General features: G+C 40.6%; 17 protein-coding genes. 10 read left to right on the forward strand and 7 right to left on the reverse strand.

The features are described 5' to 3' along the window. Positions 1 to 1,088: 1,088 nt before the first annotated feature. Positions 1,089 to 2,243, reverse strand: coding sequence for a radical SAM family heme chaperone HemW (hemW, locus tag ACN6OV_RS10145; protein ID WP_427952602.1), 1,155 nt, complete (start codon positions 2,241 to 2,243; stop codon positions 1,089 to 1,091). 124 nt (positions 2,244 to 2,367) lie between these two features. Between hemW and ACN6OV_RS10150 the strand changes: the two genes are divergently transcribed. From ACN6OV_RS10150 to ACN6OV_RS10160, 3 genes are all read left to right on the forward strand, one after another. Further along, on the forward strand, positions 2,368 to 2,826 hold the full coding sequence (locus ACN6OV_RS10150) for a DMT family transporter (RefSeq protein ID WP_427952604.1): 459 nt from the start codon (positions 2,368 to 2,370) through the stop codon (positions 2,824 to 2,826). A gap of 41 nt (positions 2,827 to 2,867) precedes the next feature. Continuing rightward, positions 2,868 to 4,226 carry an MATE family efflux transporter gene (locus ACN6OV_RS10155; RefSeq protein WP_427952606.1) on the forward strand — a complete coding sequence of 453 codons (1,359 nt, stop codon included), beginning with the start codon at positions 2,868 to 2,870 and terminating at the stop codon, positions 4,224 to 4,226. Between the two features lie 83 nt (positions 4,227 to 4,309). Then, a complete protein-coding gene (locus ACN6OV_RS10160; protein ID WP_427952608.1) occupies positions 4,310 to 4,741 on the forward strand; it encodes a hypothetical protein in 432 nt (143 codons plus the stop codon). Here the strand turns inward: ACN6OV_RS10160 and ACN6OV_RS10165 are convergent. Continuing rightward, entirely contained in the window at positions 4,738 to 4,950 is a 213-nt protein-coding gene (locus ACN6OV_RS10165; protein WP_427952610.1) for a DUF1737 domain-containing protein, read from the reverse strand. The two genes, ACN6OV_RS10160 and ACN6OV_RS10165, sit on opposite strands and share 4 nt — an antisense overlap. A 202-nt stretch (positions 4,951 to 5,152) precedes the next feature. Between ACN6OV_RS10165 and ACN6OV_RS10170 the strand changes: the two genes are divergently transcribed. Further along, positions 5,153 to 6,451, forward strand: coding sequence for an ABC1 kinase family protein (locus ACN6OV_RS10170; RefSeq protein WP_427952612.1), 1,299 nt, complete (start codon positions 5,153 to 5,155; stop codon positions 6,449 to 6,451). Between the two features lie 231 nt (positions 6,452 to 6,682). On the opposite strand, the gene crcB is transcribed toward ACN6OV_RS10170, so the two are convergent. Continuing rightward, positions 6,683 to 7,063 carry a fluoride efflux transporter CrcB gene (crcB, locus tag ACN6OV_RS10175; RefSeq protein WP_427952614.1) on the reverse strand — a complete coding sequence of 127 codons (381 nt, stop codon included), beginning with the start codon at positions 7,061 to 7,063 and terminating at the stop codon, positions 6,683 to 6,685. Positions 7,064 to 7,229: 166 nt separating this feature from the next. Here crcB and ACN6OV_RS10180 point away from each other — a divergent pair, with 166 nt between their 5' ends. Beyond that, positions 7,230 to 7,562, forward strand: coding sequence for a HopJ type III effector protein (locus ACN6OV_RS10180; protein ID WP_427952616.1), 333 nt, complete (start codon positions 7,230 to 7,232; stop codon positions 7,560 to 7,562). 97 nt (positions 7,563 to 7,659) lie between these two features. Here the strand turns inward: ACN6OV_RS10180 and ACN6OV_RS10185 are convergent, their stop codons facing one another. Together ACN6OV_RS10185 and ACN6OV_RS10190 are read right to left on the reverse strand one after the other, a co-directional pair. Further along, positions 7,660 to 8,091: a protease inhibitor I42 family protein gene (locus ACN6OV_RS10185; RefSeq protein WP_427952618.1), complete on the reverse strand. Its 432-nt coding sequence runs from the start codon at positions 8,089 to 8,091 to the stop codon at positions 7,660 to 7,662. A 45-nt stretch (positions 8,092 to 8,136) separates the two neighbouring features. Next, complete coding sequence (locus tag ACN6OV_RS10190; RefSeq protein ID WP_427952690.1) at positions 8,137 to 8,685, reverse strand: hypothetical protein; 549 nt, start codon at positions 8,683 to 8,685, stop codon at positions 8,137 to 8,139. A gap of 285 nt (positions 8,686 to 8,970) precedes the next feature. Between ACN6OV_RS10190 and ACN6OV_RS10195 the strand changes: the two genes are divergently transcribed. After that, a complete protein-coding gene (locus ACN6OV_RS10195; RefSeq protein WP_427952620.1) occupies positions 8,971 to 9,597 on the forward strand; it encodes a class I SAM-dependent methyltransferase in 627 nt (208 codons plus the stop codon). Between the two features lie 67 nt (positions 9,598 to 9,664). Here the strand turns inward: ACN6OV_RS10195 and ACN6OV_RS10200 are convergent, their stop codons facing one another. Both ACN6OV_RS10200 and ACN6OV_RS10205 read right to left on the reverse strand, forming a co-directional pair. After that, the gene (locus ACN6OV_RS10200) at positions 9,665 to 10,255 is read right to left on the reverse strand and encodes a hypothetical protein (RefSeq protein ID WP_427952622.1); all 591 of its coding nucleotides are present in this window, start codon (positions 10,253 to 10,255) and stop codon (positions 9,665 to 9,667) included. A gap of 49 nt (positions 10,256 to 10,304) precedes the next feature. Further along, a complete protein-coding gene (locus tag ACN6OV_RS10205; RefSeq protein WP_427952624.1) occupies positions 10,305 to 10,775 on the reverse strand; it encodes a Holliday junction resolvase-like protein in 471 nt (156 codons plus the stop codon). 131 nt (positions 10,776 to 10,906) lie between these two features. Here ACN6OV_RS10205 and ACN6OV_RS10210 point away from each other — a divergent pair, with 131 nt between their 5' ends. From ACN6OV_RS10210 to ACN6OV_RS10225, 4 genes are all read left to right on the forward strand, one after another. Next, positions 10,907 to 11,551, forward strand: coding sequence for a ParA family protein (locus ACN6OV_RS10210; RefSeq protein ID WP_427952626.1), 645 nt, complete (start codon positions 10,907 to 10,909; stop codon positions 11,549 to 11,551). Between the two features lie 151 nt (positions 11,552 to 11,702). Then, positions 11,703 to 12,821, forward strand: a complete 1,119-nt coding sequence (locus ACN6OV_RS10215) for an AI-2E family transporter (RefSeq protein ID WP_427952628.1) — start codon at positions 11,703 to 11,705, stop codon at positions 12,819 to 12,821. Between the two features lie 112 nt (positions 12,822 to 12,933). Continuing rightward, a complete protein-coding gene (gene sodC, locus ACN6OV_RS10220) occupies positions 12,934 to 13,482 on the forward strand; it encodes a superoxide dismutase [Cu-Zn] SodC (protein ID WP_427952692.1) in 549 nt (182 codons plus the stop codon). Between the two features lie 344 nt (positions 13,483 to 13,826). Next, complete coding sequence (locus ACN6OV_RS10225) at positions 13,827 to 14,126, forward strand: DUF3817 domain-containing protein (protein ID WP_427952630.1); 300 nt, start codon at positions 13,827 to 13,829, stop codon at positions 14,124 to 14,126. Positions 14,127 to 14,194 lie beyond the last annotated feature (68 nt).

The raw sequence follows: 14,194 nt of genomic DNA on the forward strand, positions 1-14,194 counted from the left end.
TAATACAAATACAAAAAATATCCCCAACACATTCTAATAACATTTTAATTAAAAATATTTTCCATATTAAATTAGTTTAAATTCCAAGAATTAATTTGAACACTAGGTCAAATATTTAAACTTTACACTGATACATGTGTAAATCGGATACCCTCTACTTTCATTTGTGAACGTTTGAACTCTAGGCCTAAGCTTTGTTCTTGATACTGACTTTACTTCAATGTTCTATATCTTTGGACTAGAATTTATAGCAGTACACATAGCACCCATTAATACTTTTAATTTTTATAGCGCTATTGATTTAGTATTTTTCAAATAAATATTTAAGCAATATTAATTTTAATTTTTTAAAAATTTTATATAAATTACAAAAAAGCAAAAAAAACAAATCCCCACAAAAAATAAATTTTAATAAAATTCGACAGAAAACAAGCCAATTAAAAATACATAACAACCATTTAAAAACCAAAAAAATAATTCAACAAACCCCAAAAAAATCAAAAATATAAAAAATATAAAAAAATCCGATATAAATTATTAAAATAACAATAAAATACCTAAAATATATTACTTCATACAAAGTTATTATATTTATTTAAAAAAACACAAGAGCTCTCAGCATCATATTGTTTAATTAATCTTAAATAGATACAACATTTATCGTTTTGTAATGAACTTAGCCAAGCTTTGTACACAATGGAATGCCTTGACCGCTTGTATCATGCTGGTGCTGATTGTTTTTTTCATATTGGTGGTCAGTATTTTGCAGACCAAACCCTGAAGCGATGGTGAATCCATCGAAAACCATGACTTCGCTGGCTGTAGAACACTTTAGCTTTGATTACTAAATTATTGGCTAAACCTACCTAATTCCAACCTATGATGAAATACAATTCTTTTTAGAAATGATGCTGTAGTTTCTGTTTTCTGGCCCGAACATCCCTGTCCGGGCTTTTTTTTATGTTGAATATTTACAAACGCTAAATTTTTAAAAAAAATAAGCCCACATATTGCTCAGTGGGCTTTTGATGGTTTTTCAGGTTTCACACAAGTTCTTTAATTATTTTTCGCAGGTAGAATCTGTCATTCTAAAGAAACTCTTCCAACACCGAATTTAAAAAGACATGTCCCTGCTCAGTACAAGCCAAACGTGTAGGGTCACTGACCATTAACTTACGTTCACGCAATGAGGTTAATAACGAATTTAAACTATCCAAGTACTGTCCGGTGCGTTCTGCATAGAATTTTGCCTCTACTCCATCATTTAAACGCAGTGCATTCATCATAAATTCAAACGGCATCTCATCTGCTTCAATACGATGATATTGCAAATGTTCTGCTGGAACTTTGGCCAAATAATCTTTGGGTAATCGAGTCTTTTGGAAACGGTAAACACCATCGGGCTGCGTGACTTTACCATGTGCCCCTGCACCAATCGCAAGGTAATCACCAAATTGCCAATAATTTAAGTTATGTGCTGATGGTTGCTCTTTACGCCAGGCTGACACTTCATAATTGATAAAACCTTGTGCGGTTAAATAGGCCTCACCTTGTTCCTGAATATCTTCCAATACTTCATCGACAGGTAAAATCGGCTGGGTACGAAAAAATACTGTATTCGGCTCAATAGTCAATTGATACCACGACACATGGGTTGCGCCATTTTCTACCGCAAGTTTTAAATCCAACAGTGCTTGTTCTAGAGTTTGTTCCGGTAGGCCATGCATCAGGTCGACATTAATGCGTTCAAAACCCGCTTCTTTGGCATGTTGAATGGCAGAAATCGCATCATCATTAGAATGAATTCGCCCTAATTTTTGCAGATGCTCAGTATTAAAACTTTGTACCCCGATGGAAAGACGATTAATACCCGCATCCAAATAGCCTGCAAATGGATCATGCTCCACCGTCCCTGGGTTGGCTTCCAAGGTAATTTCACAACCTGCTTCAAAAGGAATCAAGGCGCGCAACTGTGCAAACAACCATTGATAGCCCTTAGCTGAAATTAGCGACGGTGTTCCTCCTCCAATAAACACACTATGAATAGCACGACCCTGCGCAAAATCTACCTGTGTTTTAAAATCCGCCACCAAGGCCTGCAAATATTCCTGTTCTAAATCTAAAGATAATTCGCCATTCGGTACAGCATGCGAATTAAAGTCACAATAGGGACATTTGCGTACGCACCACGGCATGTGAATGTATAAAGATAAAGGAACCAGTGCAGGATTTAATTCAGCCAAGGAAAGCGCTCAAAGGAACAAAAGAAGTGGACTTATTTTAACATGACTGCATCACAGCGCTTGTGAATTCTCTGCCGCAATACAGTAGACTAATAAAAACAAAGAAGAATTAGATGATGATAAGATGAAATTTAGCTCTCAATTGTTGTTTCTCATACCTTTGGCGATGGGTATTGGAATTGCGATGACATTTCAAACCGCAATTAATAGCCAATTACGTGAATATTTATATTCTCCCTTACAAGCTGCCCTTTTTTCCTTTTTGGTTGGTACAATAGTGCTCGCCTTTTTGGTGTTTTTTCAACCGGCCACAAAACCTGAACTTGCAACATTCGGTCAAATTCCTTGGTATTTATGGATTGGTGGATGCTTAGGCGTCTATGCCATTAGTGTCAGTATTTACACGGCACCAAAACTTGGATTTTTAACCCTTTCAGGGCTGATTATTTTTGGACAGATCATTATGTCGATGATTGTGGACCAATTTGGTTTGCTGGGGACTGAAAAAACTCCCATTAACTGGCAACGCTTACTGGGTGGCGTGGTGATTTTTATTGGTGTGCTTCTCACTTTACAACGCTAAGACCTCATTCCTAAGCACCTCCCAAGCAATGAGTACGTTTTGTGTCGACTGTCACGGCTGTAACAACCAGCAAGTATGAATTAAAAAAACTGTTTCATCTCATCGTCCCGATTTTAATTACGCAATTTGCGCAAGCAGGATTTGGCCTCATTGATACCGTGATGGCAGGACATTTATCGGCCAATGACCTTGCAGCCATTGCTGTGGGTGTGGGGCTATGGATTCCAGTCATGCTGCTGTTTTGCGGCATCATGATTGCAACCACCCCGTTGGTGGCAGAAGCCAACGGTGCACGTACACCAGAGAAAATTGCCACCATTGCGCGTCAATCCTTATGGGTCGCATTTTTTCTCGGTATTATCGCAGCATTAATTTTACAAGCTATGCCGCTGTTACTGCCAATTTTGGGTGTGCCCGAAGTTTTACTGCCAAAAGCCAATCTGTTCTTACATGCCATTAGTTTAGGTATGCCGGCAGTGACCATGTATGCAGCGCTACGTGGTTATTCGGAAGCCTTAGGCTACCCTCGTCCAGTTACGGCACTGAGTTTATTGGCCTTAGTGGCCTTGATTCCTTTGAACTTTGTGTTTATGTATGGCCTTGGACCGATTCCTGAAATGGGCTCTGCCGGTTGTGGTTTTGCCACCGCAATTTTGCAATGGTTAATGTTCTTTGCTTTAGCCGGTTATATCTTTAAAGGTTCGGTCTATCAAAAAACCCAACCCTTTGCCGTCTTTGAAAAAATCGATCGCTATTGGGTCAAACGCATTTTAAAACTCGGTTTTCCAATTGGCTTGGCGATCTTTTTTGAAGTGAGTATTTTTAGTACCGCAGCCATCGTTCTCAGCCCTTTAGGAGAAATTACGGTTGCAGCCCATCAAATTGCCATCTCCGTAACGTCACAACTGTTTATGATCCCGATGTCTTTAGCTATTGCACTGACTATTCGAGTCGGCACCTATTATGGAGAAAAAAACTGGGTGGCGATGCGTAAAGTGCAAAACGTGGGGCTTGCGACAGGAACAGTTTTTGCCGTGATGACCATGCTATTGTTATGGTTCTTCCGCAATGAAATTGTCTCACTCTATACCAATGATTATGACGTTGCGAAACTGGCGGTGTACTTGATCTTATTTGCAATCGCCTATCAATTGATGGATGCATGGCAAGTCAGTGCAGCAGGTTGCCTACGTGGCATGCAAGACACCAAAGGCCCGATGTGGATTACCATGGTGGCCTATTGGATTGTGGCTTTCCCGCTAGGGATCTATTTAGCTCGCTTTACCACGACTGGTGCTGCCGGTGTATGGATTGGTCTAATTGTCGGTTTGACTGTGGCCTGTATCCTGTTATTAACCCGTTTATTTATGATGAATAAACGCCTGACACAGTCGGTTTAAAATATTTAAGTCTAAAAGTCTGTTCCGCATTCCATTGCGATGAGCACCAATGCGGAATAGGCCCACTCAACTGGATAAGAATAATGTTAAAAATATTTCAACCTGCTTGCAGCATTACGCTTTTGTTCTTTAGCTTCACGCTATATGCTGAAGAAATCATTGATCATCACCAATTTCCACTTTATCAAGCCCCGATCAACGTACAGACTCAACACGAGTTTGATTATATCAATAACGCCTTATGGACCGCGTTGCGTTACTATCAAGAACAGCAAGCAGACTCTTATACCACACGCTTAAAACTCAGTTGCCAACAATCAGGCATGGCCTATCGCTATCAAGACTTTATTGCGGCCAATCCGAAATTTGCCTCTGCGGAAGACCAAGACTTTTTAGTGACCAAAAACCTCATTGAATTTAATACCAATCTACACCATAACCAGTGCAGCCAATATTTAAGTCCACAGATAGAATTAAATGAGACTCAACAAGAAGCCACGGCCAAAGTCGATTAATCAAGTGCAGCTACGGCATTTTTCAAACCTTGAGGCACTTCGGATTCATCTTCGACCTTTTTAATAATCGCCTGTCCGACAATCACATCCGTGCCATTAAAGGCCATGGTTGGTGAGCCATAAAGTTCATAGCCTTCGTTCAGCGCTTTGGTCACGCGAGCGCAAAAGTTCACATCATCTTTACCAGTTAAATAACGATACAGCTTCATTTTCAATATTCCATCCATCAACACGCCATTTTAAACCATTCTATCTCTAGCTAAAATTTGCCTGAACGTTTTTCAGTATTGATATTTTTACCCTGAACTTTATGAAGAGAAATAAAGTCTTAACAATTTAAAGTAGGCAGTTGGTATTTTGTCGCCTATGATCAATCATAGATAATAAATAGATGATCTTGAGGAACATCACATGGCAAAAACGGCTAGTACTCCCGGTCGTCGCTTTATGAAGCTTGCGAGCATGACCGCAAGCATTGCTACTAAAACCGTCTCAAATTCGATTCGCAATCTTACTGCCGATGAAGAACAGAAAAATGCCTCGCGCACTAAACTTTTTCAGGACATCGGTCTGCAAATTGCAGATACTTTGGGTGAAATGAAAGGTGCGGTGATGAAAGTGGGGCAAATTGCCTCGCAATACAAAGACATTTTCCCACCTGAAGTGGCGAAGGCAATTAGTAAACTGCAACGCCAAGCCCCCCCAATGCCCTTTGCCGAAATTAAGGCACAAGTGGAAAAAGAACTCGGTAAACCGCTGAATCAAATTTTTAAAAGTTTTGATGAACAACCTTTTGCCGCTGCTTCCATTGGTCAAGTGCATAAAGCCGTATTGCCAAATGGTCAGCAAGTGGTGGTCAAGGTGCAATATCCAGGTGTTGATGAAGCCTGTGAAAGTGACTTAAAACAAGTTCGTTTGGCACTGCGCCTGATGGGTGTGTTAAAAATTGACCGGAAGTTGCAAGATAAACTGTTTCAAGAAATTCAAGAAAGTTTGGACAATGAGCTAAACTATGAAATTGAAGCACAAAATCTTGAAGTCGCTCGGGCCTTTCATAGCGCACTCGACAGTAAAATCATCATTCCACAAGTCTTTAATGACTATTCATCGCGGCATATTTTAACCCTTAGCCTAGAGTTGGGTGAAAGTATAGAAACCGCAAGCACATGGTCACAGGAAACCCGGAACGAACTCGGTCGTCGTCTATTCCGTGCAATTGGACAGGAAATTTTCTTTCTCAAACGTTTCCACTGTGACCCACATCCGGGGAACTTTGCCTTTCGTGAAGATGGCTCGGTGATTGTTTATGACTACGGTGGGGTCAAAACCTTATCACTCGAAGTCGTGTCGCATTTTAAACAGTTAATTAATGCTGCACGTCAGCATGATATTGCCTTAATGGAACAACATCTCGATGCGCTGCATTCCCTCAATGCCTTGGGTAAATTTCCAACTGAGCTGTATGAGCAATGGTTAGAAGTCCTGATGCGCCCACTCACCACTCAATATGACTTTGCTGAAAACTCAGCCCATCATGATGGGGTGGAGCTGATTAAACCCTCTCTCAAATATTGGGATGTGTTCAAACCCTCACCCGATACCTTAATGGTCAACCGTACCGTCTCGGGTCATTATTGGAACTTAATTCATTTAAAAGTGAATGACAATCTGACCGATTTATTTAATGAATTGGTACCGCCAACGGCATAATACCGTCTCTGTGATTGCCTCTGTCTTTTGGGTAATCGCAGGCGATTGAATAATCAAGGCTAAATTACAAACTTAAATAAACATGGTGCAGATTGCAAACACTCACAAGATGTTCATATTCAGTTAAGTTTCTGCTTTTAAAGTAAAACGATTAAAGAAGTTCAGGATCCTCTCCTCCAGCCTGAGCTTCTTTTTTTTATGAGGATATTTTTGAAATATGGTTTTTTGTTGTTATTCAAATTTCAGTAGGGTTTGAAATAGGTAATATCCCAGTCCTAAAACAATTACGCCAAGAACCAAACTTGAAAGCGCATAACTGAAAGCCAAGATACTTTGTCCATGCCGTAACAGTTGAAAGGTTTCTAAACCAAAACTGGAAAATGTGGTAAAACCACCCAAAATCCCAACCATTAAAAACAAACGTGCTTCATTTTGCAGAACTGGATATTTTTGACTCAATGCAAAAAACACACCCGCAAGGAAGCAGCCCAAAAGATTGATCCACCACGTGGTCCATGGAAACAGTCCTGTCGGTTTAATCAGTAAAACGCCGGTGCCATAGCGAAAAGTTGCACCAATTGCACCACCCAGTGCGACCCAAAGCCAGTTCATAATTGTCCTATTGCAATGATTTATGCATAGCATCACAGACGGTTTTCATCTGTTTAGCTAAACCACTATACACGCATTTAATTTAGGCAAATAGTGTTCAGTGATCCGAGAAAAATTTGCTATAGTCAGCGGGCTTTGCACCATTTTATTATGATTTGAGGACATTATGGCTCAGGAATTATTGACTCAACTTCAAGCAGGAACTGCTCAGTTTTCAGATGTGATTGCCTTTATTGAAGCACGTTATACCCATACTCCAACGGCATTTACCAACGGTCAACAAGTCAATGCAAGCACTGAAAATCAAGGCAGTGCCAAAGTTTTTGCATTTGCACAATTGCACGGTCTGAATCAAGCCGAAACTTTAAGTCTTTTTGCTGAACATTATGCGGGAGTGCTTGCAAAGCCTGAAGCGACAGATCACCGAAATATCCGTCAGTTTATGCAAAATGGCTGGGAAGGTATTCAATTTGATGGTCAAGCGCTGACAGCGAAGTAATTTAAGCTGATTGATGGGCTTTAAAAGTGTATTTAAAACCATCGAATCCCTATCCTGTCGTATCACTTTTATTTGATCTTTCTTATCGAGCATAACATTAAGAAATTCTCACTCGACAAGTCCACTCATCAATCGGTGCATGTTCCCAAACTCTTGCGTGTTTTAAATGCAGCAACTCTTGACCTGCATGTATAGCAGTAAAACGATAGATTTTTTGACCACCGACACCGACCATCGGTACAGCATCTTTTGCCGTTTGAGGTTGGTCAGTTTGATAACTTTCTTCAACATTAAATAATTTCGGTTGTGCTGCTAAAGACCACATATAACCTGTCGTTGGATTTTCCTTCAGTAACACTTCAAGGGTTTGTCCACGATCCATTTCCAACAAGGTTGGGCAACTTTGCTGTTCCGTAAAAATATGGGTTTTACCATCTATTGTCGGGCTCATACTGGTACATCCACCTAACATTAAACCACTGGCAATCATCAGCCCAAGGAGCATCTGCTTCAGCTTATGTTTCATCATCTCTTTCTTTAAGCCCTTGTTGAATCACCGCGGTTTAAACTGGTTTTAAGCTTTCACTTTTTCAATCCACTGAATGGAATTGACCCGAAAGACTTCACAAGCGCCATCGCCAGTATCGGTTGGGGTCAAAGATGAAGTCCAAACCAAATCCTTATCTTTAACTTCAACCAAATCGCCTTTAAGACGGACCAAATCACCGCGTTTCACTTGAGTAATCTGTTTGGCAATTTGAGGGTTGGCCGGAATGATATGCATATTGGAAACCATCATCATGGCTTGTTTTTGTGGAACCGGCACACGATCCATTTTCCAGTTCAGGAAGCGATCATATTGATTGACCGAAATGCTGCGCGCAATTTCAGGTTCAGCAAATAAGCCCCAACTCACGGCATAATCAATCGGTGAAAATTTGGCTTGTTCATCGGACTGGTAGGTTTTGGAACCTAAAATACGAAAGTCACCTTTAAACGCTTTTAAGGATGAAATCGACTGACCTTTGGCCACAGGCGAAAGTCCTTTGGCAATATTATAGTCTGTAGAGGCTTGAACACCGACATTCCATAATAAGCCTGCCAACACAGTACTTAATAGCATTGGTTTAATCATCAAGTTATCCTCTTTACCGATTGCTTACACATTTCACTTTCACTGCAACTGCCTCATGTGGGCAGCTCATCATCCTTTTAACCTAAAATCAAAAGCTGAAATTAAACTTAAATCAGATCGATATATTTCACAGTTGTAACTCTATATTACGCAGATTATCTGCATAAACCTTATGAACTTGGTAACAAAATGCAGGGATTCAGTCAGTTCCAGCATGACAGCCTAAACCATCATCCTTTACACTAGCGCTAAGCCTAAAAATAAAGATTAAAAATGATTTATAAGTTTTATCAGCAGCATATTTTTCCGCATTTACTAAATCAAGTGATGCAAACACCGAGTCTGATGGATAAGCGCCGTGAGCTACTTGCGACAGTATCAGGAGAAGTTTTGGAAATAGGGTTTGGGACTGGACTAAATTTAGCGTTTTATCAAAATGTCGATACTTTATATGCGCTAGAACCGAATCCGGATATTTACCATTTAGCTGCTGAACGTATTTGCGCCACGCCCTTTGATGTGCAACATATCCAAGCCAGCGCAGAAAAACTTCCCTTCGCCGATGCGAGTTTAGATCACATTGTCAGTACTTGGACGCTGTGTAGCATTGCTCATGTGGAACAAGCCCTAGCAGAAATTTACCGTGTGCTGAAACCGAGTGGAACCTTTCATTTGGTTGAACATGTATTACACAATGAAAATCAACGCATTCAACTGTTTCAGAACTTACTGACACCTCTTCAAAAGAAAGTTGCGGATGGCTGTCATCTGAATCGTGATATGGAAAAATTACTCAAAAATGCCCAGTTTGAACTGCTGCAATGTGAATATTTTGATGCAGCAACTATTCCAAAAATTGGGCAACGCATGCTGCTTGTACGTGCGCAAAAATGCTCTTAATTACGGTAAATACAAGCCATGAAATCACTACTGGCTTTTTGAATCTTGGATTTAAAACGATACCCTATTAATTTAGGGTACTGATACTATTTATTTTCAAGATACCACATGGGTTCTGGCTCTGAAAATCTACGGTGCTATAAGGACGACCAGTTTTGGTCGAATTCACCTCAACCCATTCTCCTCGAATTTGAATACGCTGTCCTGTTTTTACGCGGCGGATCTGATCGGCCACCTGCTTTGATGCCGCAATCACACTGACATTTTGTAATTCAGCTTTGCGCTGTTCAAATTGAGTCGCAGACATTTTTGAGTTTTTTACCGTGAAGCATCGCTGTTGCTGTGACCATTCCAGAAGTTGTTTGAGTGCATCCCGACTTTGTGAGCCTGAACTGAGTAGCAAATCAATATTGCTGACATAGGCCAAATCTTGAAAGCCACCGACCACGGTCGGTGCAGCCGGATGTAAAAAGCGCTGCCCTGCACTGTAGTAGCGTTTATCCAGTACCATAAATTGTCCTGACATAGTGTCCGTACTAAGAACCTGAAAGTTTTTCAGCACGCCCGTCTGTTCTAAGTCTGGAATAGCACGAAAATACTCAGACCAAATCCACAGCATCAATGCAAACAAAGCAGCTGCAACAAAAAGTTTTTCCATGACTTCAATCTTGTCCTTTGGCTATGTCCTGCTTAAAGCAATGCTGCTTTTATAATTCATCAAAATCAATACGGATGGTTTCAAAGCGCACGCGACCCTCGGCCATGGCTTGTGCAATCGCTTGCTGCCCTTTGGTTAAACGTGCTCCACCACTTTTAATATCAATCAACACAATTTCAATATCTTCAGCACGACCATCGCCATCCCGATAGTCGGTATAACCATCAAACACCACATAATCAATCGGGTCGCCAAGAAACTTCGCATCACTGGGGAGATATTGAAATTCAGGCATGATCGGGGCCATTTGCTCTGCCATTTTGCCTTTCAGTACCGCGCGACTGGTATTAACGCTGCGCTTTTGCGCCTGAGTCAATGCGTGTTGATGTTCCAGTTCCAACTCAGCAATATATTGCTCATATTCTGCCTTAATCCGACCATTTCGACTGCCACTTAAAATTAAGGTGGTCAGCACAATGCCGATACCTGCGCCAATTAACATCGCCATCCAGACAGACATGCAAAATTCCTAATTTTTTAATTGCTTACATTACGATTTTGAGGAAAAACTAAGACTTTTGTCCTTTATCATACTCCTCGCATTAAAGAATGATATGCTAGGGATGAGCAGAATAAAATCGATTTAGGTCAATGAAAACACTTTTAATTGCCAATCAAAAAGGTGGTTGTGGCAAAACCATTACAGCAATCAGTTTAGCATCGGCCTTAGCACAAAAAGGATATAAAGTTGCACTGGCTGATGCCGACAATCAAAAGTCCGCTCGCCAATGGCTCAAACAACGTCCTGAGACCGCAGCACCAATCCAAAGCCTAGATTGGCGCCATGAAAAATCGATTGGTGAAGTTCCTAAAGGGATTGAATATTTAATCATTGATGCGCCGGGCGCACTGTCAGGGGAACATGCCGATCAGTTGGTCAATGAAGCGCAGGCCATTATTACCCCGCTGCAACCATCATTTTTTGATATCGACTCCACGCGACGCTTCTTAAAGCATTTACAAGACATTAAACGTATTCGTAAAGGTAAAGTACAAATTCTGCTATTAGCCAATCGAGTAAAACCCAATTCTGCTCACTCAAAAGAAATGCAGGAGTTCTTTCATAAAATCGAACAGCAACCGGTGGCCTGGATTTCTGAACGCACAGCCTATAGTCAATTGGCGATGCAAGGTTTATCTGTATTTGACAAGTCTCAGAAAGCTTATTTAGCCATGCAACATCAATGGCAGCCTGTGCTAAATGCCATTATTGAAGATGAATCGGAGTGGTTTTAAGCAGCGCATTTTCTGGTTTTCAAACCGAATACTGTATCGTTTAGCAATTCAGACTGAAAGATATTCACCATAACTTAACAAGCTCTCGTTTTCGGGAGCTTTTTTTTCAGTTAAGATTGGGCTCACCTTGATGAAATAATCTGAGAATTCATTGCCAACCTTCGCGCCCACTTTACAAAAAGTCTTATTATTTGGATTATTTTTTATCCTGATTTTTTTGAGCTTTAGTGTCCTCAAATACTTTATTGTACCTGTTGTTTGGGCCGCGATTATTGCCTATATGACGTGGCCGCTTTATCAATCGGTACATCGTTTTTGTGGTAATCGAACCAATTTGAGCGCCACCTTGATGATTCTACTGGTGATCTTAGTTGTTGGCTTGCCGGTAATCTTTGCGATTTTCCTGTTACAACACGAAGGTCGTAACCTATATTTTGAATTACAAAAACAGGTATTCTCGGGTCATGTCAATGTGCCCGATTTTATTCGTCAATTGCCCTTTATTGGTAAAGAAGTTACGCGTACTTTAAAAGAATTGAATAATGATCCAAACAGCATTATTCAATCGGTTCAAATTTGGATTCAGGGGCATCTGAATTACGGCAAAATTTTATTTAGTGAAATCAGCAAAAATATTTTCAAACTGTGCTTTGCGGTAATGTCTTTATTTTTCTTCTATCGTGATGGACAAACGATTTTAAGTCAGGTGAGTAAAGCTTTAGAGATGGTGATTGGCCCGCGTATTCATCATTATTTTGCCACCATTTCAGATACAACGCGTGCCGTGGTTTACGGGATTGGCCTCACTGCTATTGCCCAAGCGCTGCTGGCAGGTCTCAGTTATTTCGTTGTAGGCGTTCCAAATCCAATGCTGCTAACCATCATTACCTTTATGTTGGCCCTGATTCCTTTTGGCCCTCCAGTTGCTTATAGCGCAGTGTCTTTATGGTTATTCTCACAAGGACAAACTATTGAAGCGATTGGCGTGATGGCATGGGGCGTATGTATTGTCAGTACTGCGGATAACGTGATTCGTCCATTGGTCATCTCTGGCGCAACGCAAATTCCCTTCTTACTGATCATGTTCGGTGTGTTGGGCGGTATTGCCAGTTTCGGTTTGATCGGTTTATTTATTGGTCCTGTGATTCTGGCGGTATTGCTCGCCATTTGGCGTGAATGGTTGCATGAAACCAAAATTGAACCGGTAATGATGCCTAAGGCTACCATGGCACATGACCTCGACAATACGGACGATACGCCAAGTCAGTAAAAGCCAAATTGTGCTTAAACAAATTTTACAATCAAATACTTAAATTATCTGTCATCCTGCCTTGGCTTCTGTTTCAATGGTTTGAATCATAAAAACAGACAGGATGCCCATGATTTCTTCTTTATTCAAACTAAGCGCTTTAGCAGCAGTCAGTACACTAATTTTTACTGGCTGTGCCAGTACCCTTCCTGCAACGGGTCTGAATACTAAATCTGTGACCGTTAATGCAGTCACTGCTCAAGGAATTGGAGCAAATATCGGACAAATTCAATTGGTTGATAGTCCTGCTGGTCTGGTTATTAACACCAATCTTAGCCAGTTACCACCCGGCCCACATGGTTTCCATATCCATGAAAAAGGTTCATGTGCACCTGCGGAAAAAGATGGAAAAATGGGTGCTGCCATTGCCGCAGGCGGTCACTTCAACCCGAAAGCTGTCCCACATCACGGAACACCACTCACAGGTCATATGGGCGATTTACCGATTCTACAAGTGCAAACAGATGGTACGGCTAAAGTGAATTTGATTGCGCCACGCCTCAAACTTGCTGATGTTCAAGGTTTAGCCATCATGGTGCATGCCGGTGGAGATAACTATTCAGATGATCCAAAACCTTTAGGCGGTGGCGGTGACCGTATTGCTTGTGGTGTGATTCGATAATTGAAGCTAAAAAAATTGAACGAATAAGCGGACTTTCAGTCCGCTTTTCTCTTACCTAAAATAAGCAGTTCATTGAAAAAATTCAGTCTAATTTCCAAAATATCCTCAGCATGTCATTGTCCACAAAAACACACTACCGAAATAGATATTGCTCAAACGCTAATTATGAAAAGCCGAAACTCAATAATGGCTTTAGCATATATTGAATTAAACCAAGCCCATCACTCAGAATTAATTTATTAAAATACATCAACTTAAGGATTTTATCTGTTTAATAAATATTAGGTTTGGCCCATTATTTCAGGTACACTCAAGGCTTAAATGACTTTGAATGTAAACTGTACATGAATATCAAGACCTTACGTATTGTGGGCCTACTAGAAGGCATTTCATTTCTATTATTATTGTTTATTGCTATGCCCATGAAATACCTGATGGACAATCCAATTTTGGTGAAATACGTCGGCATGGGTCATGGTGTGCTCTTTATTGCATTCTTGGTGGTGCTGTTTGTGGTCTGTGAAAAACAAAAATGGTCCCTTAGTGTGTTTTTAATGGGCCTGATTGCTTCTATTTTGCCTTTTGGTCCTTTTATTTTTGATCGTAAATTAAAGCAGTCTGAACAACTTACTACGCAAAATTAATCGTACAATTTAAAAATCCCAACCACTTGATCAAACACATTGTTGGGCTTTTTTATCGCTGATTTATG

This window comes from Acinetobacter sp., assembly GCF_050285345.1.
Lineage (GTDB): Bacteria > Pseudomonadota > Gammaproteobacteria > Pseudomonadales > Moraxellaceae > Acinetobacter.